Below are 26243 nucleotides of genomic sequence, written 5' to 3'. Positions count from 1 at the left end.
CGGGTCAGATCCCGCCGTCGACGTTCAGCGTCACGCCGCTGATGTACTGGGAGGTGTCGCCGGCCAGGAACAGCACCGCGCCGGCCACGTCGTTGGGCCGGCACAGCCGCCCCAGCGCCGTGATCGCGACGACGCGCTCCACCACCTGCGGCGGCAGCCCCGCGCCCGGCTCCGTCTCGGTGAGCCCGGGCGCGACCAGGTTGACCCTGACGCCGCGCGGCCCCAGCTCCTTGCACAGCCCCCGGGTGAACCCGACCAGCGCCGCCTTCGAGGCGGAGTAGTGCACGCCGTTGACCCGGCCGCGCAGCGCCGCCGACGCCCCGATGTTGACCACCGAGGCCCCGTCGGCCAGCACGCCCAGCATCGCCTGCGTGACCAGGTAGGCGGAGGTCACGTTGTGGTCGAGCAGCCGCCGCCACTCCTCCCCCGAGATCTCGGCGAACGGCGCGGAGCCGTCCACGCCGACGTTGTTGACCAGGACGTCGAGCCGCCCGAACTCCTCCGCCACGGTGCCGGCCAGCCGGCGGTTGTCCGCGGAGTCGGTCACGTCCGCGCGCACCACCCGGTTGCGGTCGCCGAGCTCCTTCAGCTCCCTGGCCAGGCTCTCGGAGTCCTCGCCCTCGGTGTGATGACAGGCCAGGACGTGTGCGCCGGCCCCCGCGAAGGCGAGGACCGTGGCGCGGCCGATGCCCCTGGTCCCACCGGTCACCAGCACGCGCTTGCCGCGTAGCCCTTGATCCATCAGACCGTTCCTCTCCTTGCGACGTGCGGCTCTGCTGAGCCGGCCACGCCATCGTGGCGGCGGCGGCTGGTCCGTCCCTCGAAGCGCGGTCGAGAACGGCGGGCGCCCGCGGTGGCTCCAACCGGCTTCGAGCCCGGCTCCACCTCGTGATGGAAGCGTCGCCAGCGACCCGGCACGACCGTCGGCAACGCACGGGTGCGAGAAAGGAAGTTCCGAATGACGGGCATCGCTCCGGACGTCACCACCCCAGCCGGACTCATCCGGCTGTGCAACGCCTTCTGCGAATCGAAGGCGCTGCTCACCGCGGTGGAACTGGACCTGTTCACCGAGCTGCACGACAACCCGGCGACCGAGGAGGAGATCCGGGAGCGGCTCGGGCTGCACGGCCGCGGCCTGCGCGACTTCCTGCTCCTGCTGACCGCCCTCGGCCTGCTGGAGCGGCAGGGCGACAGCTTCCGCAACGCCCCCGGCACCGACCAGTACCTGGTGCGCGAGCAGCCGACCTACATCGGCGGCTTCATGCACCGGGCCAACGCCAACCTCTACCCGGCGTACGGCAGGCTGGCCGAGGCGCTGCGCACCGGGCTGCCGCAGACGCAGGGCGACTTCGAGGACGTGCTGCGCGACCCGAAGGTGCTCGGCCGCTTCATCCACATGATGGACGCGCTGACCCAGGTGCTGGGGCCCCAGCTCATCGAGGCGTACGACTTCTCCGGGCACGCGACGCTGCTCGACGTCGGCGGCTGCCGGGGCAACCTCGCCGGCCAGATCGTCAAGGCGCACCCGGAGCTGACCGGCACGGTGTTCGACCTGCCGCAGATGGAGCCGTTCTGCGCAGAGCACATGGCCGGCCTGGGCCTGACCGGGAAGGTGAACTTCCACGCCGGCGACTTCTTCAAGGACCCGCTGCCGCAGGCCGACGTCGTGGTCATGGGTCACGTGCTGCACGACTACGACCTCGACCGCCGCCGGTTCCTGGTGGAGAAGGCCGCCGCGGCGGTCCGCCCCGGCGGCGCGCTGCTGGTCTACGACCGGATGCTGGACGAGGGCCCCGCCCAGGTGGAGAACCTGGTGATCAGCCTGGACATGCTGCTGGTCACCGAGGGCGGCTCGGAGTACCCGGTCGAGGAGCTGCGGCAGCACGCCGCGCTGGCCGGCTTCACCTCGCTGGAGGAGAAGCAGCTCGGGGAGTTCGACACCCTACTGATCTGCCGCAGAGGCTGAGGGGCCGGGGTGGCGGGGCACCGCGAACTGCGTGATGCAGCGCAGCTGGCTGGCTTGGAAGGTCTTCATGAAGCCCTCCACCGTGCCGGTGTCGCGCGGCTTGTTCAGGTAGGGGGCGAGCTTGCGCTCCACCTCCGCCACGCCCGGCTGGGCGGCCATGAACCGGATCACCGCGTCGAGGTCGCCCTCGTACTCGATGAAGCGCACCAGCGTGCTGTCCCTGATGAAGACCGCCGTCGCGAGGATGCGGCCCGCCCGGGCGCCGTCGGCCCCGGGGACCACGTTCCCCGCAGGCCGCCGGAAGTTCGAGAACACCTCGGCGACCTCGTCCTCGCATCCGCCCTTGATGTCATAAGTGATCGCCGCGTACGGCATGGCAACTCCTCGGGATCGCGGAAACGTCGTCCCAGGATGCGCACCGGGGCTCGAAGCACCCTCGCGAACCGCTCGCGAGCTTCGGCATCCGCTCCATGCCGGTTTGATCCGCCCTTGAGCCTCCGATGGGAGCTTGCCGGTAAGCGGCAGGACCCGGCCCGGCACAGGGCGGCCGAAGCAACCTGTCACCCAGAGGAGGATTCGGGATGACCACGACCTCGACCGACCGTGCCCCGGAGTCGCAGGGTCCCGGCGAGGAGCAGCAGGAGCTGCTCATGATGCTGGCAGGCAAGTGGGTGGCGGGCACCCTGAACGTGCTCGCCCGCCTCGGCGTCGCCGATCTGCTCGCCGACGGCCCGCGCGGCGTGGCCGAACTCGCCGCGGCGACCGACACCCACGCGCCGACCCTGCACCGGTTCCTGCGCGCCGCCGCGTCCGTCGGCGTCTTCGCCGAGCGCGAGGACAAGCGTTTCGAGCTCACGCCGAAGGCGCAGTACCTGCGCAGCGACGTGCCGGGCTCGCTGCGCTACCTGGCCTACTTCTACGGCGAGACCACCGTCTGGAACTGCTGGGGCTACGCCATCGACACCGTGCGCACCGGCGAGCCGAACGGCCACAAGCTGCGTGGCGGCAAGAACTTCTTCGAGTATCTGGAGCAGGAGGCCCCGGAGTTCGCCGCGGCCTTCCACAAGGCCATGTCGGAGCTGAACGAGAGCCGCGCGCCGAAGATCGCCGACTCCTTCGACTTCGGGCGGTTCGCCACGATCGCCGACATCGGCGGCGGGCAGGGCCGGTTCCTGTCGGCGATCCTGCGGCGCTACCCCGGCTCGCGGGGCATCCTGTTCGACATCGAGACCGCCATCGCCTCGGCGCCCCCCGTCCTGGCCGCGCAGGGTGTCGCCGACCGGGTCGAGCTGGTCAGCGGCAGCTTCTTCGACGAGGTGCCGTCCGGCGCGGACGCGTACACGCTCAAGGCCGTCATGCACGACTGGGCGGACGCCGAGTGCCGCAAGGTGCTGGGGCGGATCAGGCAGGCGATCGGCGACGACGCCGGCGCGCGCGTCCTCATCGTGGACGGGGTGGTCCCCGAGGGCAACGACCCGCACTACATCAAGCTGATGGACATCTCGATGGCGGTGACCAACGGGGGCCGCGAGCGGACCGTCGCCGACTGGACGAGCCTCGTGGAGGAGTCGGGCTTCGAGGTCGTCGCGATCCATCCGACGCTGCCGCCGCACAGCATCGTCGAGGCCCGTCCCGTCTGAGCGGCCCGAGAGAGGCGAGGAAGATGAGCAGCGAACAGGCGGTCCCCTACCCGTTCCCGCGCCCGTCGGCACTCGACGTGCCGGTCGAGCTGCGGGACCTGCGCGATCGGCCGGTGGTGCCCGTGGTGCTGCCGAGCGGCGACCGGGCGGTGCTGGTGACGCGGTACGAGGACGTGCGGTCCGTGCTGACGGACCTGAGGGTCAGCCGCAACCTCAACCGGCCGGACGCGGCCCGCATGACCTCGAACAACAAGATGTTCCAGGACGACAGGATGGACCCGGACCCGCCGGAGCACACCCGGGTCCGGCGGCTGGTGATGAAGGCGTTCACGGCCACGATGGTGGAGAACCTGCGCCCCACGGTGCAGGAGATCGTGGACGAGCTGGTGACGAAGATGGAGAACGGGCCGTGCCCCGCGGACGTGTCGGAGGCCGTCGCGTTCCCGCTGTCCATCCGGGTCATCTGCGACCTGCTGGGCGTGCCGACGGAGGATCAGGACCGCTTCCGCGGCTGGACCGACCGGTTCCTGTCCACCGGCAAGTACTCGGGCCCGGAGATCGGCGCGGCGATGGCCGAGCTGGGCCAGTACATGGGCCGGCTGATCGAGAGCAGGCGGGCGGATCCCCGTGACGACCTGATCAGCGCGCTGACCCAGGTCCACGAGGACGACGACACCCGGCTCAGCGAGTACGAGCTGCACTGGTGGTGCCGGCTGCTCCTGCTCGTCGGCTACGAGACCACGGCCAGCCAGATCGGTTACATGGTGGCCAAGGTGCTGGCCCACCCCGACCAGCTCGCCCGGCTGCGCGCGGACCTGTCGCTGGTGCCGGCCGCCGTCGAGGAGGTGCTGCGCTGGAAGCTGCTCAACGGCTCGTTGTCGATGCTGCGCTACGTCACCGAGGACATCGAGGTCGGCGGGGTGACGGTGCCCAAGGGGACCAGCATCATCCCGGCCGTCGAGTCGGCCAACTGGGACGAGAGCGTGTTCTCGTGCCCGGGCGAGTTCGACGTCGCGCGGACGTACAACTACCACCTGACGTTCAGCGTGGGACCGCACTTCTGCATCGGCGCCTCGCTGGCGCGGCTGGAGCTGGGGATCGTGCTGGAGACGCTGCTGCGCAGGCTCCCGGACCTGCGGCTGGCCGTCCCCGCGGACGAGCTGGGGCGCAGCGAGGGCACGCTGATCGGGGGGCTGCTCGAGATCCCGGTGGAGTGGTGAGCATGCGCGTGACGGTCAACCGCGACACCTGCTGCGGCAGCGGCCTGTGCGTGGTCGCGGTGCCGCAGGTGTTCGGCCACGACGACGAGACCGTCGTCGTGGTGAACGAGCCGGAGCCGCCGGCCGCGCTCGCGGACCTCGTCCGCGAGGCGGCCCGGCGCTGCCCGACCGGGACGATCCTGCTGCTCGACGACGAGTGACACGACGTGGAAGAGCCGCCGGCGGACTGTGCCCCCCGGGCGCAGTGTGACCGCGGGCGGCTCTTCCACGTCGTGCCGTCCGTCAGCCCGCCAGGAGCTTGGCCTCCACGTCCGGGTCCAGGTCGACCAGTTCGTGTGCCACGCGGTAGCGCGACTGGGAGCCCTCGGGGACGTCCCCCTCCACCGCGCGCAGCCAGGCCCAGGTGTCGGCCACCGTCTCCCCGACGGGACGGCAGCGCAGCCCGGCGGCCACCGCCTTGGACACGTCGGTCCTGTGCAGCAACTCGTGCATCTCGCCGGGCGGCAGCCAGCCCGGCAGGCCGGTCCAGGGCCGGATCCCCGCCTTCAGGATCGGCTCGGGGTCGATCCAGCGCAGCTCGGCGCCGGCGCCGGTGACCTCGACGCAGGCGGTGAGGAAGTCCTCCGTCGTGGCGTGGCCGGGCGGGCACACCAGGTTGTAGGCGCCGTGCAGGTGGTTCCGCGCGGCGTCCAGGATCCAGGTGGCCAGGTCGCGGACGTCGATGTACTGCAGCGAGGCGGTCCGCGGTCCCGGCGCGAGCTGGAGGCCCCCGCGGGCGGCGCGGCGTAGCCACCACGGCACCCGTCCGGAGTTCTCCCTGGGGCCGAAGATCAGCCCTGGCCGCACGCGCAGGGCCCGGCCGCCGAGCGCCTGCTCCGCGGCCACCTCCCCGCCCGCCTTGGCGTTGCGGTAGTCGGTGTCGCCGTCGTCCGGCGAGCCGGCCACCACCGGCCGCTCCTCGGTGAGCGGCGCCGGGACGGGGAAGTCGTAGATTCCGCGGCTGGAGACGTAGGTGTAGTGGCCGATGCGGCCGTCGAGCAGCCGCAGCGTGTCGCGGACCACCCGCGGCGCGCCGGACCACGTGTCCACCGCCACGTCCCACTCGCCCTTCTGGAGCGGCGCCATGCCGTCCGGGAGGCTGCGGTCGCCGTGGAGCGCCTCGACGCCGGGCGGCGGCGCGTGCCGCCCCCGGTGGAACACCGTGACGTCCCAGCCTCTGGCCACCGCCGCCTCGCTCACCGCACGGCCGACGAACTCCGTACCGCCGAGCAGGAGTACGCGCATCTGATTCCTTTCTCTTCAGCCTGCGCTGCGGCCGACCCGCAGCGCCCCGGACGGGCAGAGGCGCTCCGCGCGCAGGGCCTTGTTCCGCGCGTCCCCGGAGGGCTCCGCGGTCAGCACCACGACCAGGCCGTTCTCGTCCTGGTCGAAGACGCCGGGTGCGGTCAGCGCGCACATGCCCGCGCCGATGCACACCTCCTGGTCCCCGTGGACCTCCATCTGCCTGCCTCCTCCCTCGCGCTCACCAGGTGACCGGCAGCGCGTCGATGCCCTGGATCGCGCCCGGCGGGCGGGCGGCCAGCTCGTCCGCGGGCACGGTCATGCGCAGCGTCGGGATGCGCTGCCACAGCGCCGTCAGCGCGATCTGCAGCTCCAGCCGCGCCAGGTTCTGGCCGAGGCACTGGTGGCGGCCGTAGCCGAAGGCGATGTGGCCGCCGGCGTCGCGGCCGGCGTCGAACGTGTCCGGGTTCTCGAAGACCTCCGCGTCCCGGTTGGCGAGCGAGCCGGGGATGAGGACGCCCTCCCCCGCCTTGATCACCTCACCGTCGATCTCGATGTCGGCGGTGGCGACCCGGATGTTGGCGCTGTCGGCGATCGACTGGAAGCGCAGCAGCTCCTCCACGGCGGGCACGATCGCCTCGGGATCGGCCCGGATCGCGGCGAGCTGGTCCGGGTTCTCCATGAGCGTGACCGCGCCGAGGGAGATCATCGCCGCGGTGGTCTCGTGCCCCGCGATGAGCAGCGACATGGCCGCCAGCGCGAGGTCGTCGTCGGGGATCCGGCCGGTGCCGGCCAGTCGCCCGATGAGACCGGCACCGTCCGGGGTCTTCTTGTACTCGGTGACCAGGTGCTCGAAGTAGGCCAGCAGCTCGGCGCCCGCCTGGCGGCCCTCCGCGGTGGAGAAGGTCCGCACCAGCCGCCGGATGGCGTCCTGGAAGAAGTCGCGGTCCTCCCAGGGGGCACCGAGCAGGCGGCAGATGACCCGGAAGGGCACCGGCAGGGCGAACTCCCGGTACAGGTCGGCCGGCGGGCCGTGCTCCAGCATCTCGTCAAGGGCCTCGTGCACGATGCGCTCGATGTCGGCCCGCCGCTCGCGCACCTTCTTCAGCGTGAAGTCCGGCAGGAACATGCGGCGCTGGATGTCGTGCTCGGGCGGGTCCATCCCGATCAGGGCCTGGCGCTTGCGCTCGGTCAGCAGCTCCACCTGCACCGAGATGACCGGGAAGCCGGGGCGCCTGCGGTCGGAGGACAGCCTCGGGTCCTTCAGCAGCGTCCTGGCCTGGTCGTACCGGGTCACCAGCCAGGCGAGCTGTCCGGCGTAGGTCGTCACCCGGCGCAGCGCCGGGCCCTGCCGCAGCTCCGCGTACGCCGGGGGTGGAAGGTGCGGGCAGACGCGGGCCTGGGGGAAGGCGGGCGGTGCTGTGGTCATCGCTTCTCCTGCTCGTGTCCTGAACAACCGGCCGGCGAGCGCATCAGTGTCCCCCGGCCACGTAGATCACCTGGCCGCTGACGTTCCCGTTGGCCTCCGAGCTCAGGAACAGCACGGTGTTGGCGACGTCCGCGGGCGTCGACACCTTGCCGACGGAGCGGTCCTGGTTGAGCATGCGCTTGATCTGCACGTCGTCGAGGCCGGCGAACGCCGCCTGCTTCTCCGCCGGGAACCGCCGCAGGAAGCCCCTGCTCACCGTGGCGCCGGGGGCGACCACGTTGACGAGGATGCCGTCGGGGGCCAGCTCGGTGGCGAGCGTGCGGCCGAGGCCGTGCAGCGCCGTCTTGCTCGCCACGAAGGCCTCGTCGCCGGTGGCGCCGCGGGTGACGATGTTCGCCGAGATGAGGATGATGCGGCCCCACCCCTGCCGCTTCATGGCCGGCAGCGCGGCCTGCACCGTGTGGAAGGATCCCTCGACGTCGGCGCGCAGCAGCGGCACCCACTCCTCGGGCGGGACGTCCTCGAAGGGCACGGGGGCGGTGCGGGTGCCCTCCTGCGCGGAGGCGCTGAGCACGAGGACGTCGAGCCGCCCCCACTCGTCGAGGACGGCACCCACGGCCGAGCGGATGGAGGCCGGGTCGGTGAGGTCGTACTTCACCACCAGCGCCCTTTCCTCACCGATGGCGCGCGCCAGCTCCTCCGCGCGGCCCGCGTTGTGCCGGAAGGTCAGCGCGACGCGGGCGCCTTCGGCCGCGAACGCCTCGGCCATGGCGGCTCCGATGGATCCGCTGCCTCCGGTGACCAGGACGACCTTGCCGGCGAGTCCGAGTTCCATGCTGGCTCCCTTCAGTGTGTAGCGTCGCGGTCGGGCGTCGATGTCGGCTCGAATCCGACTGAAGCCGGCGAAACGTGCACGGCGTCAGTAACGGGTCCCGGCGGTGGCGCTCTGGACCACCTGGAGCTGGTTGCCCTCGGTGTCGAAGGCGGTGCCCGTCCCCGACGCCGTCCAGGAGCCGGCCGAGGTGAACCGGCCGGCCTGCTGCACGCGTACCTCGCCGATCCAGCTTCCGTCGTCGTCGGCGTACATGAAATGGCGGAAGGTGAACTCGAAGCCCTGCGTGGTGGTGCGCCAGGAGCCGAGGCTCAGGTGACCCGCCCCGGTCGTGGTCGCCACGCAGATGCGGTCGGCGGTGAAGGCGAACAGGCCCGACTCGCCCGGCCTGTTCGGGATGGCGAAGGTCACCTGCACGGCCCAGGTGCCGAGCAGCGGGCTGAGCCGGCTCTCGCCGGTGTCGGTGTCGGCGGCGGCGGCCGTCGTGCCGCCGAGCAGGCCGAGGCCGACCAGCGGGGCGAGGGTGCCGCCGCGGCTGAGCAGGCTGCGGCGATTCAGTTCCGTTCTCATGGCGGGCTCCTTCCGAGCTCCAGGGGGCTCTCCTTTATCCGGCGCCCTGCTCGAGCGGCGGTCCAACCTGGGTCGGCCGCCGCTCGGCCGCTGCCTGCTCCGTCTTCGAGGCGCACCTGTGAGCCTGGGCGCACAGGCACGGCCCTGCCTTACGGACGGGCCTCGCAGAAGGGACAACCCTGGCATGAAGCTCGGTGTCAACCTCTCCTACCTCGACGGGGTGGAGGTCGCGCGGGAGGCCGAACGGCTCGGCTACGACGTCGCGGTCGTCCCCGAAGGGTTCCGCGCGGACGGCGCGACCGTCCTCGGTGCCGTGGCCACCGCGACCACGCGGATCGGCCTGGCCTCCGGCGTCTTCCAGATCCCCGGCCGCACGCCGGCGATGACCGCCCTGACCGCCTCGACGCTCGACGCCCTGTCAGGGGGCCGGTTCCGGCTCGGGCTGGGGGTGTCGAACCCGGACATCTCGGAGGGCTGGCACGGCGTGCCGTTCCGTCGGCCGCTGGCCAGGGCCAGGGAGTACGTGGACATCGTGCGCCGCACGCTGGCCCGCGAGCCGGTCACCCACGACGGCGCCCACTACCGGCTGCCGCCGGAGGGCTGCGCGGCGACGCCGCTGCGCCTGTACAGCGAGCCGGTGGCCGAGCGGATGCCGATCTATCTCGCCGCCGTCGCGCCCGGCGGCCTGGAGCTGGCCGGTGAGATCGCCGACGGCTGGCTGGGCGCGTTCTCCCCGCCGGACGAGCTGCCCAAGACCATCGAGTCGCTGCGCGCGGGACGGCTGCGCGCCGGGCTGACGCTGGCCGGGTTCGAGGTGTCGTGCGGGGTGCCCATGGCGCTGGGCGCCGACGTGGAGGCGGCCGCCGCGCCGATCAGGGGGTACCTGTCGCACTTCCTCGGCATGGGCGGCCGCAGCCGCAACGTCTACCTCTCGCTGTTCGAGCGGATGGGGTACGGCCGCCAGACCGGTGTCGTGCACGAGCGCATGGCCGCGGGCGACCCGCAGGGCGCCGCCGCCGCGGTCCCGGCCGGCCTGGTGGACCGCATCTCGCTGCTCGGCACGCCGGACCGGATCGCCACCAGGATGCGGGCGTACGCCGATCAGGGCATCACCACGCTGGTGATCTCGCCCTTCGGCGGCACGACCGCCGAGCGCGTGCAGATTCTCCGGATCGCCGCGACGGCGCTCGGCCGCGCCGGGCTCGCGGCCTGACCGCCATGGACGCCGGCGGAAGGACGCGACGGTGGGGCGCGGCGCTGCGAGGGCTGCGCGGCAACCCGTGGGCGGTCATGACGACCACCTGCCTCGGATACTTCATCACGATCCTGAACTCCACGTCGGTCAGCATCGCCGTCCCCGAGATCCAGGCGGGGCTCGGCGCCGGCCTGAGCGAGGTGCTGTGGGTCGTCGGCGGTTACGTGCTGGCGCTCGCCGTGCTGACCGTCACCGCCGGCCGGCTGGGGGACGTGGCGGGCCCGCGCAACGTGTTCCTGGCGGGGATGGCGGTCTTCGCCGTCGCGTCGGCGCTGTGCGGGCTCGCCCAGTCGCCGTGGCAGCTCATCGGCGCCCGGCTGCTCCAGGGCGTCGGCGCCGCGCTGATCATCCCGCAGACGCTGACGATGATGACCCTCGTCTTCCCGCCGGAGCGGCGCGGGCGGGCAAGCGCGGTGTGGGGGGTCACCGCCGGGCTCGCCGGCGTGGCCGGCCCGACGCTCGGCGGCCTGCTGGTCTCGACCGCCGGATGGCGCTCGATCTTCGTGGTGAACCTGCCGGTCGGCGTGCTGATCGTGGTGCTGACCCTGCTGGTGGTGCCCGCCGGGCACGCCCGGCGGGCCAGGCGGCTGAACGGGCTGGGCGCGGCCCTGGCCGGCGCCGGGCTCGGCGCGATCACGTTCGGCCTGCTGGAGGGCAGGCACTACGGCTGGGGCACGGTCGTGTCGTTCGTGACCGTGCCGATGGTCATCGGGGCGGGGTTCGTGCTGCTGGCCGGGTTCGTGGTCCACCAGCACCGGGCGCGCGAGCCGCTGGTGCCGACGCGGCTGTTCGCCGACCGCACGTTCACGGTGATGACCGTCTCGATGGCGATCGTGTCGATGTGCGTGATCACGCTCTCCCTGACCATGACGCTCTACCTGCAGTCGGTGCTCGGCATGACGGCCGCGCAGGCCGGGCTCACGCTGGCGCCGTGGGCGCTGGGCATGACGTTCGGGTTCCCCGTCACGGGCCGCCTGGTGGACCGGTTCGGCGGTGAGCGGGTGCTGCTGGGCGGGCTGACCGTGTACGCCGCCGCCCTCGTCGCCGTCGGGCTGCTGTGCCGGCCGGGAGTCGGCGGGCACGTGCTCGTGGTGCCGCTCGCGGTGGCCGGGCTGTCGCAGTCGGCGGCGTTCGGCCCGATCACCTCGCTGGCGATGCGGGACGTCGGCGCCGACCTGGCGGGGGCCGCGTCCGGGGTGTTCAACACGATCCGCCAGACCGGCACGCTCGTCGGCGTCTCCGTGCTGGGCACGGTGCTGCAGGCGCGGCTGGACGCGGTCACCGCGTCGCCGCACGGGGCCGCGTTCGGCGACGCGGTCAGGTTCACGCTGTCCGGGTGCGCCGCGAGCGTGATGCTCGCGGCGCTGGCCTGCTACCTGAACGGGCGGGCGCGCACGGTCAGTGCGGAACCCGCGCCACGGCCAGATGCAAGTCGGTCCCCGTCGGCGTGATCCCGTCGAACTCCAGACCGGCCCGCTCGAACAGCGCGGCGTAGTCCTGCTCGGTACGCTCCCTGCCGCCCATGACCAGCAGCATGTGCAGGTCCATCGACGGCACGAACTTGCTCTCCGGCGGATCCTGCAGCAGCGGGTCGGCGATGACGATGCGCGCCCCCGGCTTCGCCGAGGCGGCCACGTTGCGCAGGATCCGCTCGCAGTCGTCGTCCTCGTACATGTGCAGCGTCAGCTTGAAGACGTACAGGTCGGCGCTGAAGGGCACCTCCCGGAAGTAGTCGCCGGTCACCAGGGCGCAGCGGTCGGAGAACGGGCCGGACAGCAGCTCGTCGTCCACCACGGCCAGCGTGGCCTCGATGTCGAACCAGACGCCCGACAGGTGCGGGGCGTGGTCGAGGATCGCCCGCAGCAGCGTCCCCTCCCCCGCGCCCATGTCGGCGACCGTGTGGACGCCGTCCAGGGGCAGCGCGTTCACCAGCTTCGGGTTCATCTGGTCGGACCAGGACGTCATCCCGCGGAACATCCGCGCCTGCGCCTCGGGGTGGTCCTTGAGGTAGCCGAAGAAGTCGGTGCCGAAGACGTCGGGGAACAGGCACTTGCCGGCGCGTACGGCGTCGGCGAGCTTGCCCCACATCACCCAGCCCCAGTCGGACGGGGTGAGCAGGGTGTGGATCAGGCCGCCCGGGGCGTCCCTGCGCATGGCGCGGGACATGTCCGTGTGCCTGTACACGTCGGGGGTCACCTGCTCGAAGATGCCGTACGCGGCGAGCGCGCGCAGCAGGCGGGCCAGTGCCTTCGGCTCGGCCCCCACCCCCGCGGCGATCTCGGCGACCGGCGTGGGCCCGTCGCCGACCGCGTCCGCCAGCCCCAGCTCGGCCGCCGCCCGCACGATCGCGGCGTCGTGCACCGAGTTGGACAGACGGCGAACCCTGGCCGCGGGAGACGGTTCCGTTTTGCTGCTCATTTCCGCTTCCTCTCACCACCCGGTGGACGATGTGCCGCCTCATGCTGTTCTCGGCCGCTCGAACACCGAGCGAGACCAGGACGAGAGTCCAGCGCCGCTTGCGGGCGCCTTGAGCCCTGGCGCCCATCGTCGTCGGTGATGACTTCTCGGAGAGCAGGAGACCACCGATGACGCTCAAGTTCCCGTTCGACTGGCCGCCCGGGGCACAGCCGCCGGAGGAACTCACCAAGCTCCGGGACGAGCCGGTGGTGCGGGCGGTCATGCCGAGCGGCGACCCGGTCTGGCTGGTGACGCGCTACGCGGACGTCCGGGCGGTGCTGTCGGACCGGCGCCTGAGCCGTAACCGGGAGCGCCCCGGCGCGCCACGCATGACCGCGGCGCCGAGGACCAAGATGTTCCAGAACCCGAAGATCGACCGGGATCCGCCGGAGCACACCCGCATGCGCCGGCTGATGACCAAGGCGTTCACCCCGGCGCGGATCGAACGGCTGGGCCCGTACGTCGAGGAGGTGGTGGCGGAGCTGCTGGACCGGTGGCGCAGGCCGCCGGTGGACCTCGTCGCCGAGTTCGCCCTGCCGCTGACGCTGCGGGTCATCTGCCGCCTGCTCGGCGTGCCGGTGGCCGACCAGGAGCGCTTCCGCACCGGCGTGGGCCAGGCGTGGCAGTACATCGGCGAGCTGATCGAGGCCAAGCGGGCGAACCCGGGCGACGACCTGATCAGCGAGCTGATCGAGGTGCACGACGACCAGGACGGCCGGCTGAGCACGCACGAGCTGCACGTCTGGTGCACGGTGCTGCTGATGGCCGGGCACGAGACCACCGCGGCGCAGATCGGCAGCGGGGCGGTGCTGCTCATGAGCCACCCCGACCAGCTCGCCCTGCTGCGCGCGGAGCCGGAGCGCATCCCCGACGCGGTCGAGGAGCTGCTCCGCTTCCAGGTGGCGGGCCACTCGCTGTCGATGCTGCGCTACGTCACCGAGGACATCGAGATCGGCGGGGTCACCGTGCCGGCCGGCTCCGGCGTGGTGCCGGTGCTGGAGTCGGCCAACTTCGACGAGTCGGTCTTCCCCGACGCCCTGCGCCTCGACATCACCAGGGACGCGCGCGACCAGATCGCGTTCAGCGCCGGACCGCACTACTGCCTGGGGGCGGCGCTGGCCAGGCTCGAGCTGCGGGTCGCGTTCGCCGCACTGATCCAGCGCTTCCCCGGCCTGCGGCTCGCGGTCGACGTCGACGAGCTCAGGCACCACGACAACCCGCTCGAACTCGGCTTCGTCGAGGTTCCCGTCACCTGGTGACCAGTGGAGGACAAATGCGAGACGGCTACTACCTTTCGAGCTATCTGACCATTCCGGGGCTGCACCGGCTGGCGATGGTGTCGTACCGGCACGACAACAACGTGTCCCTGTGGCGCAAGGACGGATCGCAGATCCAGCTCCTGGGTCACTGGGAGTTCGAGCGGATGAGCGGCCTGAAGCACCATCGCACGCCGTTCCTGAGCATGGAGGACCTGCGCACGTTCGTGAACGGCCTGATCCGCCCCTTCGGGGTGTCGCTCGACGACATGACGGAGGTGTGGGGCACGCCGGGCCTGGCCACCACGAACGACTACCACTTCGTGGAGGAGTACCCGGAGCTGTCCTTCCACAGCATCGCGCACCTCTACAGCGCGATGCTGCTGGACAGCGAGACGTTCTTCGACGGCGACATCCTGGCGCTCGCGGTGGACGGCGGGCCCGACCGCCTGCTCGACCAGCAGTACAAGCGTTACTGGTTCACCGGCGCGGTCAGCCGCCGCGGCGTCGTGGAGACCTTCCCCGTCGCCTCGCCCGGCCTGCTCTACAGCACCGCCAAGGACCGGTTCAAGATGCGCGAGGGCACGCTGATGGCGCTCGCGACGGCCACCACGGCCACGGGCCGGTGCGACCGCGAGAGCATCCTCGACAAGTTCGACTTCACCGGCCTGGCCGCGCTGGAGGGCGCGCCGCTGGCGTTCGAGGAGATCGTGGCCCAGGTCCGCGCGACGGCGACCACCGACCCGGACTTCACCGAGGAGGAGAGCTTCGTCAGCGCCGCCATGAAGGAGATCCAGGCGATCTCGGTCATGGCCATGGAGCGCAACATCGAGACCGCGCTGGAGCGCTACGACCTCGACCCTGCCCGGACGCATCTCGCGCTGGCCGGCGGCTACGCGCTGAACTGCCCGACCAACAGCCACCTCATGGCCAAGTACGGCTTCCGCGGCTTCCTCGCGCCGCCGTGCGTGGACGACGGCGGGCAGGCGGTCGGCATCGGCCTGGCCGCCTTCCACAAGAAGACCGGCGGAGAGCGGTTCACCTTCAGCTTCCCCGGCGCCTACCTCGGGCGCCAGGACGACGACCTCGACGGCGCCCTGGCGGAGTTCGGCGAGTACGTCGCCGACGTCCGCGACCTCGACCTCGACCAGGCGGTGCGGGACATCCTCGCCGAGCCGATCGCCTGGTTCCACGGCCGCTCGGAGATCGGGCCGCGGGCGCTGGGCAACCGCAGCCTGATCGGCGACCCGACGTCGCGGGCGGCCAAGGACGCGCTCAACCAGTTCAAGCTGCGCGAGTGGTGGCGGCCGGTCGCGCCGGTGGTGCTGGAGGACCAGCTCGACGAGTGGTTCGAGGACAGCAGGCCGTCGCCGTACATGCTGGAGACGTTCACGATCCGCGAGGAACGCCGCCACCAGATCCAGGCGGTCGCCCACCTCGACTACTCCGCCCGGGTACAGTCGCTCAACGCCGGGCAGAACCCGGCGCTGCACGCCCTGCTGACCGCCTTCCACCGGCACACCGGCGTGCCGATGCTCTGCAACACCTCGCTGAACGACAAGGGCGAGCCGATCATCGACACCATCCGCGAGGCGATCAACTTCTGCCTGCGCAGGAGGATCAGCGTCGGGTACTTCAACGGGCGCAGGGTGGCCTTCCGCAACTTCGACGCCTATCCGGCGGAGGGGCCGTACCCGCGCATGCGCCAGCCGTTCACCGACCTCTCGGAGAGCCGGGCCAGGGCCGTGCACGCCGAGCTGAACCCGCACGGCCTGCCCGAGCTGTACCTGCACGTGCTGTTCCTGGACCTCGCCCTGAGCGGGAAGTTCGACCTGCGTACCGAGGAGGGCGCGGCGGAGGCGTTCGAGGCGGTGGACAGCCGGCTGCGCGCCGACCCGTCGCTGCGGCAGGCCGCCGAGCGCAGCATGCGCCGCGCGGAGCACCGCTTCACCACGTTCGGGCCGGACGCGCTGCTCAACCTGGAACTGGGCGCCGTCCGCCAGATCACCGCGCCCGATCGGGCCCAGTGAGCAGCTGACTCAGCCAGACACGAGGGAGGGGCGTAGCCCGGCCAGCGCGCCGGCCACCTCGGCCGGCGCCGCCTGGCTTCGCATCTCCTCCCTCAGCTCGCCGGCGGCGCGGCGGGGCTCGGGGTCGTCCAGCAGCCTGGTCACCTCGTCCCGCACCGCCGCCGGTGTCAGCTCGGCCAGGCTGAGCACCGCCGCCGCGCCGCCGGCCGCGACCCGCCCGGTGTGCCCGGCGTGGTCGGGCAGCTGCGGCACCAGCAGCATGGGCACGCCGTGGGCGAGCGCGGTGAGGATGCCGCCGGCGCCGCCGTGCCCGACGAACGCGTCGCAGTCGCGCAGCACGTTCCGCAGCGGCACGTCCACCACGACGCGCACGCCGTCCGGTAGCGCGCCCGGCAGGTCCCGCGCCACGCCGGACGGCTCGCCCGCCGCGTCCCGCCGCGCGGCGAGCAGGTCAAGCTGGGCGGCCGAGACCGCCAGCACCACGTCCACGCCGGTCTCGGCGAGGGCGGCGGCGAGCCCGTCGGCGATGAAGCGGGACGGGTCCACCTTGGCGATCGTGTGCCCCCAGCTCACGCAGACGCGCGGCCGCCGGCGCCCGCCGGGAGGCTCGGGCGGCTGCCACGGCGTGGTCTCCGGGCCGTTGTAGGGCAGGTACCGCATCGGCAGCAGCCGGTGGTCGCCCGGCACCTGCACGCTCGCCGGCACCGGGTCCACGGTCGCCGCGCCGAACGGGTCCACCGGCCCGGCGCCGAACCGCTCGGCCAGCGGCGCCAGCGCGTCCGGCAGCACCCCCCGGGCGCGTTGCAGCAGGTCGAAGCCGTACAGCTGGCGTACGGCCGGGACTCCCGTGGCCGCGGCGGCGATCGGGCCCGCCAGCGTCACCTGGTCGTACACCACGAGATCGGCCCGCCAGTCCCTGATCAGCCGGATGAGGTCGCCGGTCATCGACTCGGCGTGCGCCGTCAGCATCCGCAGCACCCGCGGCCCCTTCCCCTCGCGCCGGGGCGCGGGCCCGCCGGGCAGGGGCAGCAGGTACTCGTGCACCATGCCGGCCGTGTCGACGTCCGTCCCGAGGACGGCCGCCGGCAGGTCGGCCCGCAGGACGTCGCGGGTGAGGCCGGGCTCGCTGGCGAAGACCACCTCGTGACCGGCGGCACGGCAGGCCCGCGCCAGCGGGACCAGCGCGTACAGATGCGAGGGCCAGGCCCAGGTCGTGAACACCACCCGCATGGGGCATCTCCTCCTCGGCTGTTCGCGGGCGCGGCCGGAGCCGTTCGCCGGCGGCGCGCCTTCCTGCGCCGACGATGGCACCGGACCCTGGAGGCTCGCTGGAGCGCGGCACCGTCGAGCGTCGAGCGGGCCCGGTCATGGTGACGGGGTGAGCGAACCACGTACCGCCCTGATCACCGGGGCCAACCGAGGGCTGGGCCACGCGACCGCCGCCGAGCTGCACCGGCGGGGTCTGCGGGTCGTCGTGACCGCACGGGACGCGGGCGAGGCCGCCGAGGCGGCCGCGCGCATCGGCCCGGACGTCCGCTCCCATCCGCTCGACGTCACCGATCCCGCCGGCGTCGAGCGGGCGGCGGCCCTGCTCGGGCCCGTGGACGTGCTCGTGTGCAACGCGGGCGTGCTGCTCGACGCGGGCGACGACCCGCTGTCGGTGCCGCTGGAACGGGTGGAGCGGACGCTGGCGGTCAACCTCCTGGGCGGGTGGCGGGTGGCCCAGGCGTTCGTGCCGGGGATGGTGTCCAGGGGCTGGGGGCGGGTGGTGTTCGTCTCCAGCGGCACCGGGTCGTTCAGCGTCGGGCTGTGGACGGGGGCGCCGGCGTACTCGGTGTCCAAGACCGCCGTCAACGGGCTGACCACCATGCTCGCCACCTGCACCAAGGGGACGGGCGTGCTGGTGAACGCGGTCAACCCCGGGCAGACGAGGACCCGGATGGTGCCCACGGCCGAGCGCACGCCGCAGGAGGCCGCCGCCGACATCGCCGACGCGGCCACCCTTCCCGACGACGGGCCGACGGGCGTGTTCCTCCGCGGTGACCGGCAGGTCGGCTGGTAGCCGCGCTGGAGCTGACTTCGAGCACCCTTCCACTGCCCGGGACAACCATCGAGGCAGCCTTTCGATCACCTTCTCAGGAGGCGAGAACGTGCACCGGACCCTGATCGTGGCCAAGCTGAGGAGCGCCGACAACACCCGGCCGATCGCCGACACCTTCGGCGAGTCCGACGCGACCGACCTGCCCCACATGGTGGGCGTGAACCGCCGGACCCTCTTCCACTTCCACGACCTGTACTTCCACCTCGTCGAGGCGGACCAGGACATCTCTCCCAACCTGTACAAGGCGCGCAGCCACCCGCTGTACGAGGACATCAACGCACGGCTGGCCAAGCTGGTCGCGCCGTACGACCCGAACTGGAAGGAGCCCAAGGACGCGATGGCAACTCCGTTCTACGTGTGGACGTCCGAGCAGGGGAGGATCCAGTGACCGCAGCAGAGACGAGCGCCGCCAAGACCGTGAGGCCGGCCGTGGTGAAGGCGGCGGACGTGGCGCCGAACCGCCGCCGCGGCGGTGACATCCGGGTCACGCTCAGCCCGAAGACGACGGGCTGCACCTCCGGGTTCGGGGGTGTGCTGTATCTCGGGCCGGGCGAGCACGTGGCCGAGCACTACCACCCGTACTCGGAGGAGTTCCTGCACGTGATCGCGGGCGAGCTGGAGATGTCCCTGGACGGTGAGCCGGTCCGGCTCGCGCCGGGTGCCTCGCTGCTGGTGCCGATCAACATGCGCCACCGCCTGGTGAACGTCGGGGAGGGCGAGGCGCACGTGGTCTTCCACCTGTCGCCGCTGGCTCCCCGCCCGGACCTCGGGCACGTGGACACCGAGGAGCTGCCGGCGCCGCAGGAGCCCGGCCCGCAGGTCGGGGGGCCGCGTTGAGCAGACAAGCGGTGATCACCGGGATCGGCGTCATCGCGCCCAGCGGCATCGGGCGGGAGGCGTTCTGGCGCCTGCTGACCGACGGGCGCACCGCCACCCGGCGGATCACGCTGTTCGACCCGAGCGCGTTCCGGTCGCAGATCGCGGCCGAGGTGGACTTCGACCCGAAGGCGGCTGGGCTGTCGGCGCAGCAGATCCGGCGCATGGACAGGGCCGCGCAGTTCGCCACGGTGTGCACGAGGGAGGCGGTCGCCGACAGCGGTCTCGACCTGGCGGGCGTGGAGCCCGACCGGGTCGGCGTCTCGCTCGGCAGCGCCGTGGGCTGCACGATGGGGCTGGAGGAGGAGTACACCGTCCTGGCCGACGAGGGCCGCCGCTGGCTGGTCGACCACACCTACGGGGTGCCGCACCTGTACGGCTACATGGTGCCCAGCACGCTGGCCGTGGAGGTGGCCTGGGAGGCGGGGGCGGAGGGTCCGGCGGCGCTGATCTCGACCGGCTGCACGTCGGGCCTCGACGCGGTCGGACACGGGGCGATGCTCATCGAGGAGAACTCGGCGGACGTCGTGATCGCGGGCGCGACGGACGCGCCGCTGTCGCCCATCACGTCGGCGTGTTTCGACGCGATCCGGGCGACCTCGCCGAACAACGACGACCCCGAGCACGCCTCGCGGCCCTTCGACGCCAAGCGGGACGGGTTCGTGCTCGGCGAGGGCGCCGCCGTGATGGTGCTGGAGGAGGCCGAGGCCGCGCGGCGGCGCGGCGCGCGGGTGTACGCCCGCGTCGCCGGGTTCGCCAGCCGCAGCAACGCCTTCCACATGACCGGGCTCAAGCCCGACGGACGGGAGATGGCCGAGGCCATCCGGGTGGCGCTGGACCAGGCCAGGCTGGACCCGGCGGACATCGACTACATCAACGCGCACGGCTCGGGCACGCGGCAGAACGACCGGCACGAGACGGCGGCGTTCAAGCGCAGTCTCGGCCATCGGGCCTACGAGATCCCGGCCAGCTCGATCAAGTCGATGGTCGGCCACTCGCTCGGCGCGATCGGGTCCCTGGAGGTGGCGGCGTGCGCGCTGGCACTGGATCGGCAGGTCGTGCCGCCGACGGCCAATCTGCGAAATCGCGATCCGGAATGCGATCTGGACTATGTGCCCATCACCGCCAGGGAGCACGAGATGGACGCCGTACTGAGCGTCGGAAGCGGTTTCGGCGGTTTCCAGAGCGCAATGGTGCTCGCCCGTCCCGCTTAGTGGCCCCGTTCCTGAGTCACGACTCAGGAATGGGTCATTCCTCAATATAAGAGTTGCAGAACCTTGTCAAGATCACTGAAGGGGAGATCCTTGAAACCAGGGTCTCCCCTCTCCGTTCCCGGCTCGGCCGGAGTCCATCCGGAGCGGCATTTTCCCAGGCCAGCACGGAGATCGATTAGGAAGCCTTTCTTTCTGATGTATGATTTGACCATGAGTCAGGCCGGTGTCAATTAAGGGATTGATTCAGGGTTTTCCCTGAGGCGCTTTACCCGGTGTGAGCGATACTGTCAGTCAAGCATCCGTCATACTCCGTGGGCTCAGCGATCTTCGAGTCATTCTCAAGATCAAATTACCCGCGTCTGCTAAGTTCTCTTACGAAGAGATCGTCCAACGTGGCCGCAGGCGACGGCGGGGGCAACTCTCGTCGCAGCGGATGACCACGTTCTCGGGCAAGCAGACGCGTGGCTGACGTCGTCCATGACGCGTGAGCCTATGGATGCAGGGGACGGTGCGTGTGGTGGAAATCAATCTGCTCGGTCCGATGGAAGTGCTCCGGCACGGCGTCGCCCTGACGCCGTCGGCCCCCAAACTGCGCACTGTGCTCAGTTTGCTGGCCGTGCAGGCGAGCATTGTCGTCCGAACCGACAAAATCATCGAAGAGCTCTGGGAGGACAACCCGCCGGCGAGCGTCACCACCACCTTGCAGACCTACATCTACCAATTAAGGAAACTGCTGCGTCTCGGCACCCCGCCGAACATGGCGGGCGCCGGGGACACGCCCGCCGATGCCGCCTTGCGTACCTCTCCTTATGGATACGCGCTGATCCTCGACCCGGACATGCTCGACACCATGCGGTTCGAGCGGCTGTCCGACCAGGGCAGGAGGGAGCTGGAGGCGGGCGACATGAACGCCGCCGCCGAGACCCTCTCCCACGCCCTGCGGCTGTGGCGGGGGCCCGCGCTGGTCGACGTCGGTCACGGGCCGGTGCTGCGCGCCGAGGGCCTGCGGCTGGAGGAGATGTACAAGAACGCGCTGGAACGCCGGATCGAGGCGGATCTGCATCTGGGCCGACATCATGAGCTGCTCGGCGAGCTCACCCGGCTGGCCGCCGAGCAGTCGACGCACGAAGGGTTCCAGGCCAAGCTGATGCTGGCGCTGCACCGCGCGGGCCGCCGCTCCGAGGCCCTGAAGATCTACCAGCGCACGCGCAGCGCCCTGGCCACGGAGCTGGGCCTCGACCCGTCCAGCGAGCTGGAGCAGTTGCACCGCGCCGTGCTGGCCGCCGACGAGAGCCTCGCCCTGCCACGGCCCCGCACACCGGTGCGGATCAGCCGCACCCGCCCGCCGCGTCAGCTCCCTCCCGAGGGAACCGCGCTCGTGGGCCGGCAACCGCAGGTCAGCGCCCTGCTCGCGGCCCTGTCCGCGCGGCAGCACCACGCGCCGCCGGTCGTCGTCATCACCGGCCCGCCCGGCTCCGGCAAGTCGGCGCTGTGCAAGAAGGTCGGGCACCGCGCCAACGGCCCCTACACCGACGCCCAGCTCTACGCGCGCCTGGTGGACGCCCACGGCCGCCCGGCCGACCCCCGCGACGTGCTCGCCGCCTTCCTGCGCGCCCTCGACGTGCCAGAAGATCGCATCCCGGCCACGCTGAGCGAGCGCACCCACCTCTTTCGCACCTGGACGGCCGACCGGCACGTGCTGGTGACGCTCGACGACGTGGTCAGGACCGACCAGCTGCTGCCGCTGGTGCCGGCGAGCCCCGACTGCGGGGTGCTGGTCACGGCCCGCCGGCAGATCTCCGTGCCCGAGGTCACGGCGACCGTCGAGGTGGGCCCGCTGAACGCCGAGGAGGGGCTGCGGCTGCTGACCAACGTGCTCGGCGACCATCGCATCGCCCAGGACGAGGCGACCGCCCGCGAGCTCGTCCGCCTGTGCGACGGCCTGCCCGCCGCGCTCCAGGCGGCCGCCGCGCGGCTCCAGCTCCGGCCGCACTGGCCGATCAGCAAGCTGATCAAGGTGCTGCGCGGGGAGACGATGGGCCCGCGCCCGACCGGCAACCACGACCTTGTCCTCTATCCCAGCGTGGAGCTGAGCTACCGGCTCATGCCGCCGGCCGTCCAGTCCGCCTTCCGCGTGCTCACCCGGCTCGACGTGAGCGCGTTCACCCCGCGACGGGCCGCCCGGCTGCTGCGCATCTCCGAGCCGCAGACCGAGGCGCTGCTGGACGAGCTCGTGGAGTTCCAGCTCATGACGGCCGAGCCGGGCGACGGGGAGCCCGACCCGCTGCAGTACCGGTTCCTGCCCAGCGTGCGGGCGGCCGGACGCCGGCTGCCCGCCGACGAGCGCGACGCCCTGCTGAGCCCGGTCTACCAGACCGTCCCGGCCACGCGCGCCGCGCTGGACGACGGATGTGTCGGCGGGCCGGCCGTGGCGAAGCGCGCGCCGGTGTCCTCCTGAGCTCACGGACGGGGTGCCGCAGAGCGCGGCGCCCCGTCCCCGTCCCCGGCCCCGTCCCCGTTTCCGGCCAGGTCCTCGGCCAGCAGTGACGTGGTGTGCGTGCCCTCGCGGAAGGCAGGCTCGGCCAGCACGGCCCGCAGCAGCTCCTTGGTCGTACGGATGCCACGCCCCTCGATGCGGAACTCCGACAGCGCCCGCTCCATCCTGGCGATGGCCTGCTCGCGATCCGGCCCCCAGGCGATGACCTTGGCCAGCAGCGAGTCGTAGTCGGGCGGCACCCGGTAGCCCGTGTAGGCGTGGGTGTCCACCCGCACGAACGGCCCGCCGGGCGGCACGAACTCCGCCAGCTCCCCCGCGCACGGCACGAAGTCGCGCTCCGGGTCCTCGGCGTTGATCCGGCACTCCACGGCCACCCCGCGCGGGTGCACGTCCTCCTGGCGGAAGGACAGCGGCCGGCCGGCGGCGACCCAGAGCTGCTCGCGCACGAGGTCGATCCCGGTCACCGCCTCCGTCACCGGATGCTCCACCTGGATGCGCGAGTTCACCTCGATGAAGGCGAACTCCTCGCCGCTCACCAGGAACTCGAATGTCCCCGCGCCGGTGAAGCCGGCCGCCTTGGCCCCGGCGACCGCCGCCTCGGCGAGCCGGTCGGCCAGCCCCGGCGACACGCCGGGGGCGGGCGTCTCCTCGATCAGCTTCTGGTGCCGTCGCTGCACCGAGCAGTCCCGGTTGCCCAGGGCCACGACCGTGCCGTGCTCGTCGGCGAGCACCTGCACCTCGACGTGCTTGGCCCGCTCCATGAACCGCTCCAGGTAGACGCGGCCGTCGCCGAACACCGCCCGCGCGGCCGCGCTGGTGGCGCGGAACGTGGCCGCCAGGTCCTCCATCCGGCGCACCACCGCCATGCCGCGCCCGCCGCCGCCCGCCGATGCCTTGATGATCAGCGGGAAACCGATCCGCTCCCCCGCCGCGAGCACGTCGGCGGCGTTGCTCACCGGCTCGGGCGTGCCCGGCAGCACCGGCAGGCCGGCGTCCGCCATCATGCTCCTGGCCAGCGCCTTGTCGCCGAGCCTGGCCATGACCTCGGGCCGGGCGCCGACGAAGACCAGTCCGTTGGCCGCGCAGATCTCCGCGAAGTCGGGATCCTCCGACAGGAACCCGTACCCGGGGTGCACGGCCTGCGCGCCCGTACGCAACGCGGCCTCGATGATCGCCGGCGGGTAGAGGTAGCTGCGCTTGGCCGGGCCGGGGCCGATCCGCATCGCGACGTCCGCGGCCCGCACGGCGGCCGAGTCGCCGTCCACCGAGGAGTGGACGACGACGGTCCTGATGCCCATCTCGCGGCAGGTTCGCACGATCCGCAGCGCGATCTCGCCGCGGTTGGCGACCAGCACGGTGTCGAACGGCCGTGACGGCCGGTGCGTGCCGCCGCTCATGCGTCCACGTCCGGCTCGATCACGATCAGCGGCTGGTCGTACTCGACGCCCTCGGCGTCGCCGGCCAGGATCTGCGTCACCCGGCCGCCGACGTCCGCGACGACCGGGTTCATCAGCTTCATCGCCTCCACGATGGCCACCTGCTGGTCCGGCTCGACGAGGTCGCCGACCTCCACGAACGGCTTCGCGCCCGGCTCGGGCTGCCGGTAGAACGTGCCCACCAGCTCCGCCCGCACCACGTGACCCGACGGCTCGGCGGCGATCTCCTCCACGGGCGGCTCGTGAACCGCCTCGGCCGCCACGGGCGTCCATTCGACCTCGATGCTCGCGCCGCCCAGCCGTACGCATGCCCTGCTCGGCGACCGCGGCGAGGCCTGGACCGCGTCGGCCAGCCCCTTGCAGAGGATCGCCACCGCGTCCCGCACGCCGATCTCGGCCAGTGCCCCGTCCCACGCGCTGGAGCCTGGCGCCCCGTCCCAGGTGCCCGGGTCCAGCGCACCGTTCCCCGCGCTCGCTTGCCGCGCGTCCGTCATACCGACACCCTCTCCCTGTACGTGCCGAACCAGCGAAGCCGCCGCCGCCGGGCCTCCCGCAGCGCGGCACCGTCCTGCTCGCGCAGCTCACGCAGCGCGCACACCACCGCGTCGCGCACCAGCTCGCTCGCCACCGCCGGGTCACGGTGGGCGCCGCCAGCGGGCTCCGGAACCACCCCGTCCACGATGCCGTTCGACAGCAGCGTGGCCGCGTCGACGCCGAGCGCGGCGGCCGCCGCGGGCGCGGCCTCCCCGCTGCGCCACAGGATCGCCGCGCAGCCCTCCGGGCTGATCACGGAGAAGATCGCGTTCTCGCACAGCAGGAGGCGGTCGGCCACCGCGAGTGCCAGCGCCCCGCCGCTGCCGCCCTCGCCCGTGATCACGCTGACCACGGGGACGTCGAGGGAGCCCATCACCCGCAGGCACTCGGCGATCGCGTGCGCCTGGCCGTGCCGCTCGGCCTCCAGCCCCGGGTGCGCGCCGGGGGTGTCGATGAGCGTGACGACCGGCACCCGCAGCTTCGCGGCCAGCCGCATCAGGCGCACCGCCTTGCGGTAGCCCGCCGGCGACGGCATGCCGAAGTCGCGCCGTACCAGCTCCTGGGTGGTGTGACCCTTCTGGTGGCCGATGACCATCACCGGCAGGCCCTCCAGGTCGGCCAGCCCGCCCACCACGGCGGGGCAGTCGGCACCGGCCCGGTCGCCGCGCAGCTCGACGAACTCCGAGCCCCACGCGGCGACGTGGTCCAGGGTGGTGGGCCGGCCCAGGTCGCGGGCCAGGCCGACCACCTGCCCGACCGGCCGGCCCGGCAGCAGCTCCGGGTGGCGGATCACCGGGTCCGTCACCTCCGGCCCCCACTCCGGGTCCGGCGGCGCGCCCAGCGCGAGCAGCGACTCCAGCACCTGCGGCAGCTCACCGCGCGGCACGACCTCGTCGAGCAGGCCGTGATCGAGCAGGAACTCCGCGGTCTGGAAGCCCTCCGGCAGCCGCTGCCGGATGGTCTGCTCGATCACCCGCGGCCCCGCGAACCCCATTCTGGCGCCGGGCTCGGCGAGGATCACGTCCGAGAGCGTCGAGAACGACGCCGCCACCCCGCCGTAGGTGGGGTCGGTCACCAGGGTGATCGTCAGCAGGCCCGCCTCGTCGAGTGCCGCCATCGCGTTGCTCGTCCTGGCCATCTGCAGCAGGGAGAAGGCGCCCTCCTGCATGCGGGCGCCGCCCGACGCGGTGATGAGCAGCAGCGGCAGCCGGTGCTTCAGCGCCTCCTCGGCCGCGGTCACGATCGCCTCGCCCTCGGCGGCGCCCATGCTGCCGCCGAGGAAGCGGAAGTCCATGACCGCCACCACCACCCCGCGGCCCCGTACGGTGCCGCGCACCACGCGCACCGCGCAGTCCATCCCGGTGCGGGAGCGCGCCGAGTCCAGCCGGCCGGCGTACGGGACGAGGTCCTCGAACGCGAGCGGATCGTGCACCGACGGGCCGGGCTCGACCGGCGTGCCCGAGCCCGCGTCGAGCACCCGCTCCAGCCGCTGCTCGGCGGTGAGCTGCCCGTGCCGGCCGCAGTCGGGGCACACCATGGACATGCGGTCGAACCGCTTGCGGTAGACCAGCATCCCGCACCCCGTGCAGGACAGCCAGTCCGTCAGATCCATCGTGGTCTTCATGGTCCCGTTGGGAACGGATTTCACG

General features: G+C 72.3%; 25 protein-coding genes. 13 read left to right on the top strand and 12 right to left on the bottom strand.

Annotated features, from left to right (window positions below; translation table 11 throughout):
* Nucleotides 1-4: 4 nt before the first annotated feature.
* Entirely contained in the window at nt 5-742 is a 738-nt protein-coding gene (locus ACBJ32_RS04210; protein WP_357878515.1) for an SDR family NAD(P)-dependent oxidoreductase, read from the bottom strand.
* Between the two features lie 216 nt (nt 743-958).
* On the opposite strand from ACBJ32_RS04210, the gene ACBJ32_RS04205 reads away from it, so the two are divergent.
* Nucleotides 959-1966: a methyltransferase gene (locus ACBJ32_RS04205; protein ID WP_375125491.1), complete on the top strand. Its 1008-nt coding sequence runs from the start codon at nt 959-961 to the stop codon at nt 1964-1966.
* Here ACBJ32_RS04205 and ACBJ32_RS04200 read toward each other — a convergent pair.
* Nucleotides 1943-2341 carry a SchA/CurD-like domain-containing protein gene (locus ACBJ32_RS04200; protein ID WP_375125490.1) on the bottom strand — a complete coding sequence of 133 codons (399 nt, stop codon included), beginning with the start codon at nt 2339-2341 and terminating at the stop codon, nt 1943-1945. The two genes, ACBJ32_RS04205 and ACBJ32_RS04200, sit on opposite strands and share 24 nt — an antisense overlap.
* A gap of 206 nt (nt 2342-2547) precedes the next feature.
* Here ACBJ32_RS04200 and ACBJ32_RS04195 point away from each other — a divergent pair, with 206 nt between their 5' ends.
* Genes ACBJ32_RS04195 through ACBJ32_RS04185 form a run of 3 tightly spaced genes read left to right on the top strand, consistent with a single transcriptional unit; the run spans nt 2548 to nt 5026 of the window.
* Nucleotides 2548-3606 (top strand): methyltransferase, encoded by a 1059-nt coding sequence (locus ACBJ32_RS04195; protein ID WP_375125489.1) that lies wholly within the window; start codon nt 2548-2550, stop codon nt 3604-3606.
* A 23-nt stretch (nt 3607-3629) separates the two neighbouring features.
* Nucleotides 3630-4826 carry a cytochrome P450 gene (locus ACBJ32_RS04190; protein ID WP_375125488.1) on the top strand — a complete coding sequence of 399 codons (1197 nt, stop codon included), beginning with the start codon at nt 3630-3632 and terminating at the stop codon, nt 4824-4826.
* Between the two features lie 2 nt (nt 4827-4828).
* Complete coding sequence (locus tag ACBJ32_RS04185) at nt 4829-5026, top strand: ferredoxin (RefSeq protein WP_357878530.1); 198 nt, start codon at nt 4829-4831, stop codon at nt 5024-5026.
* 82 nt (nt 5027-5108) lie between these two features.
* Here the strand turns inward: ACBJ32_RS04185 and ACBJ32_RS04180 are convergent, their stop codons facing one another.
* The 5 genes from ACBJ32_RS04180 to ACBJ32_RS04160 form a co-directional block, all read right to left on the bottom strand.
* Nucleotides 5109-6110, bottom strand: coding sequence for an NAD-dependent epimerase/dehydratase family protein (locus ACBJ32_RS04180; protein WP_375125487.1), 1002 nt, complete (start codon nt 6108-6110; stop codon nt 5109-5111).
* Nucleotides 6111-6125: 15 nt separating this feature from the next.
* The gene (locus ACBJ32_RS04175) at nt 6126-6326 is read right to left on the bottom strand and encodes a ferredoxin (RefSeq protein ID WP_375125486.1); all 201 of its coding nucleotides are present in this window, start codon (nt 6324-6326) and stop codon (nt 6126-6128) included.
* A gap of 22 nt (nt 6327-6348) precedes the next feature.
* Nucleotides 6349-7536 (bottom strand): cytochrome P450, encoded by a 1188-nt coding sequence (locus ACBJ32_RS04170; protein ID WP_357878537.1) that lies wholly within the window; start codon nt 7534-7536, stop codon nt 6349-6351.
* Nucleotides 7537-7579: 43 nt separating this feature from the next.
* Entirely contained in the window at nt 7580-8371 is a 792-nt protein-coding gene (locus ACBJ32_RS04165) for an SDR family NAD(P)-dependent oxidoreductase (RefSeq protein ID WP_375125485.1), read from the bottom strand.
* Nucleotides 8372-8455: 84 nt separating this feature from the next.
* Nucleotides 8456-8938: a hypothetical protein gene (locus ACBJ32_RS04160; RefSeq protein WP_375125484.1), complete on the bottom strand. Its 483-nt coding sequence runs from the start codon at nt 8936-8938 to the stop codon at nt 8456-8458.
* Between the two features lie 184 nt (nt 8939-9122).
* On the opposite strand from ACBJ32_RS04160, the gene ACBJ32_RS04155 reads away from it, so the two are divergent.
* Entirely contained in the window at nt 9123-10151 is a 1029-nt protein-coding gene (locus ACBJ32_RS04155; RefSeq protein WP_375125483.1) for an LLM class flavin-dependent oxidoreductase, read from the top strand.
* 5 nt (nt 10152-10156) lie between these two features.
* Nucleotides 10157-11644: a DHA2 family efflux MFS transporter permease subunit gene (locus tag ACBJ32_RS04150; RefSeq protein ID WP_375125482.1), complete on the top strand. Its 1488-nt coding sequence runs from the start codon at nt 10157-10159 to the stop codon at nt 11642-11644.
* On the opposite strand, the gene ACBJ32_RS04145 is transcribed toward ACBJ32_RS04150, so the two are convergent.
* Nucleotides 11592-12611, bottom strand: coding sequence for a methyltransferase (locus ACBJ32_RS04145; RefSeq protein ID WP_375125481.1), 1020 nt, complete (start codon nt 12609-12611; stop codon nt 11592-11594). The two genes, ACBJ32_RS04150 and ACBJ32_RS04145, sit on opposite strands and share 53 nt — an antisense overlap.
* 167 nt (nt 12612-12778) lie before the next feature.
* Here ACBJ32_RS04145 and ACBJ32_RS04140 point away from each other — a divergent pair, with 167 nt between their 5' ends.
* Together ACBJ32_RS04140 and ACBJ32_RS04135 are read left to right on the top strand one after the other, a co-directional pair.
* On the top strand, nt 12779-13909 hold the full coding sequence (locus tag ACBJ32_RS04140; protein ID WP_375125480.1) for a cytochrome P450: 1131 nt from the start codon (nt 12779-12781) through the stop codon (nt 13907-13909).
* 14 nt (nt 13910-13923) lie between these two features.
* Nucleotides 13924-15936 (top strand): carbamoyltransferase C-terminal domain-containing protein, encoded by a 2013-nt coding sequence (locus ACBJ32_RS04135; protein WP_375125479.1) that lies wholly within the window; start codon nt 13924-13926, stop codon nt 15934-15936.
* 9 nt (nt 15937-15945) lie between these two features.
* On the opposite strand, the gene ACBJ32_RS04130 is transcribed toward ACBJ32_RS04135, so the two are convergent.
* Nucleotides 15946-17166 carry a nucleotide disphospho-sugar-binding domain-containing protein gene (locus ACBJ32_RS04130; protein WP_375125478.1) on the bottom strand — a complete coding sequence of 407 codons (1221 nt, stop codon included), beginning with the start codon at nt 17164-17166 and terminating at the stop codon, nt 15946-15948.
* Between the two features lie 148 nt (nt 17167-17314).
* On the opposite strand from ACBJ32_RS04130, the gene ACBJ32_RS04125 reads away from it, so the two are divergent.
* From ACBJ32_RS04125 to ACBJ32_RS04105, 5 genes are all read left to right on the top strand, one after another.
* Nucleotides 17315-17998 carry an SDR family NAD(P)-dependent oxidoreductase gene (locus ACBJ32_RS04125; protein ID WP_357878562.1) on the top strand — a complete coding sequence of 228 codons (684 nt, stop codon included), beginning with the start codon at nt 17315-17317 and terminating at the stop codon, nt 17996-17998.
* Between the two features lie 88 nt (nt 17999-18086).
* On the top strand, nt 18087-18425 hold the full coding sequence (locus ACBJ32_RS04120) for a TcmI family type II polyketide cyclase (RefSeq protein WP_357878565.1): 339 nt from the start codon (nt 18087-18089) through the stop codon (nt 18423-18425).
* Complete coding sequence (locus ACBJ32_RS04115) at nt 18422-18874, top strand: cupin domain-containing protein (RefSeq protein WP_357878568.1); 453 nt, start codon at nt 18422-18424, stop codon at nt 18872-18874. Before ACBJ32_RS04120 ends, ACBJ32_RS04115 begins: the two co-directional genes overlap by 4 nt.
* Nucleotides 18871-20127, top strand: coding sequence for a beta-ketoacyl-[acyl-carrier-protein] synthase family protein (locus tag ACBJ32_RS04110; protein ID WP_357878571.1), 1257 nt, complete (start codon nt 18871-18873; stop codon nt 20125-20127). The genes ACBJ32_RS04115 and ACBJ32_RS04110 overlap by 4 nt, the downstream gene beginning before the upstream one ends.
* Nucleotides 20128-20623: 496 nt before the next feature.
* On the top strand, nt 20624-22585 hold the full coding sequence (locus ACBJ32_RS04105) for a BTAD domain-containing putative transcriptional regulator (protein ID WP_375125477.1): 1962 nt from the start codon (nt 20624-20626) through the stop codon (nt 22583-22585).
* A gap of 2 nt (nt 22586-22587) precedes the next feature.
* Here the strand turns inward: ACBJ32_RS04105 and ACBJ32_RS04100 are convergent, their stop codons facing one another.
* The 3 genes from ACBJ32_RS04100 to ACBJ32_RS04090 are packed head-to-tail and all read right to left on the bottom strand — an operon-like array spanning nt 22588 to nt 26242.
* On the bottom strand, nt 22588-24021 hold the full coding sequence (locus ACBJ32_RS04100) for an acetyl/propionyl/methylcrotonyl-CoA carboxylase subunit alpha (RefSeq protein ID WP_375125476.1): 1434 nt from the start codon (nt 24019-24021) through the stop codon (nt 22588-22590).
* Nucleotides 24018-24554 carry an acetyl-CoA carboxylase biotin carboxyl carrier protein gene (locus tag ACBJ32_RS04095; RefSeq protein ID WP_375125475.1) on the bottom strand — a complete coding sequence of 179 codons (537 nt, stop codon included), beginning with the start codon at nt 24552-24554 and terminating at the stop codon, nt 24018-24020. The genes ACBJ32_RS04100 and ACBJ32_RS04095 overlap by 4 nt, the downstream gene beginning before the upstream one ends.
* Entirely contained in the window at nt 24551-26242 is a 1692-nt protein-coding gene (locus ACBJ32_RS04090; protein WP_357878584.1) for an acetyl-CoA carboxylase carboxyltransferase subunit alpha/beta, read from the bottom strand. The genes ACBJ32_RS04095 and ACBJ32_RS04090 overlap by 4 nt, the downstream gene beginning before the upstream one ends.
* Between the last annotated feature and the right edge of the window lies 1 nt (nt 26243).

The sequence above is a fragment of the Nonomuraea sp. GTA35 genome (assembly GCF_041950525.1).
In the GTDB taxonomy this organism is placed as follows: Bacteria; Actinomycetota; Actinomycetes; order Streptosporangiales; family Streptosporangiaceae; genus Nonomuraea.
This window is presented reverse-complemented; position numbering and strand designations above follow the sequence as displayed.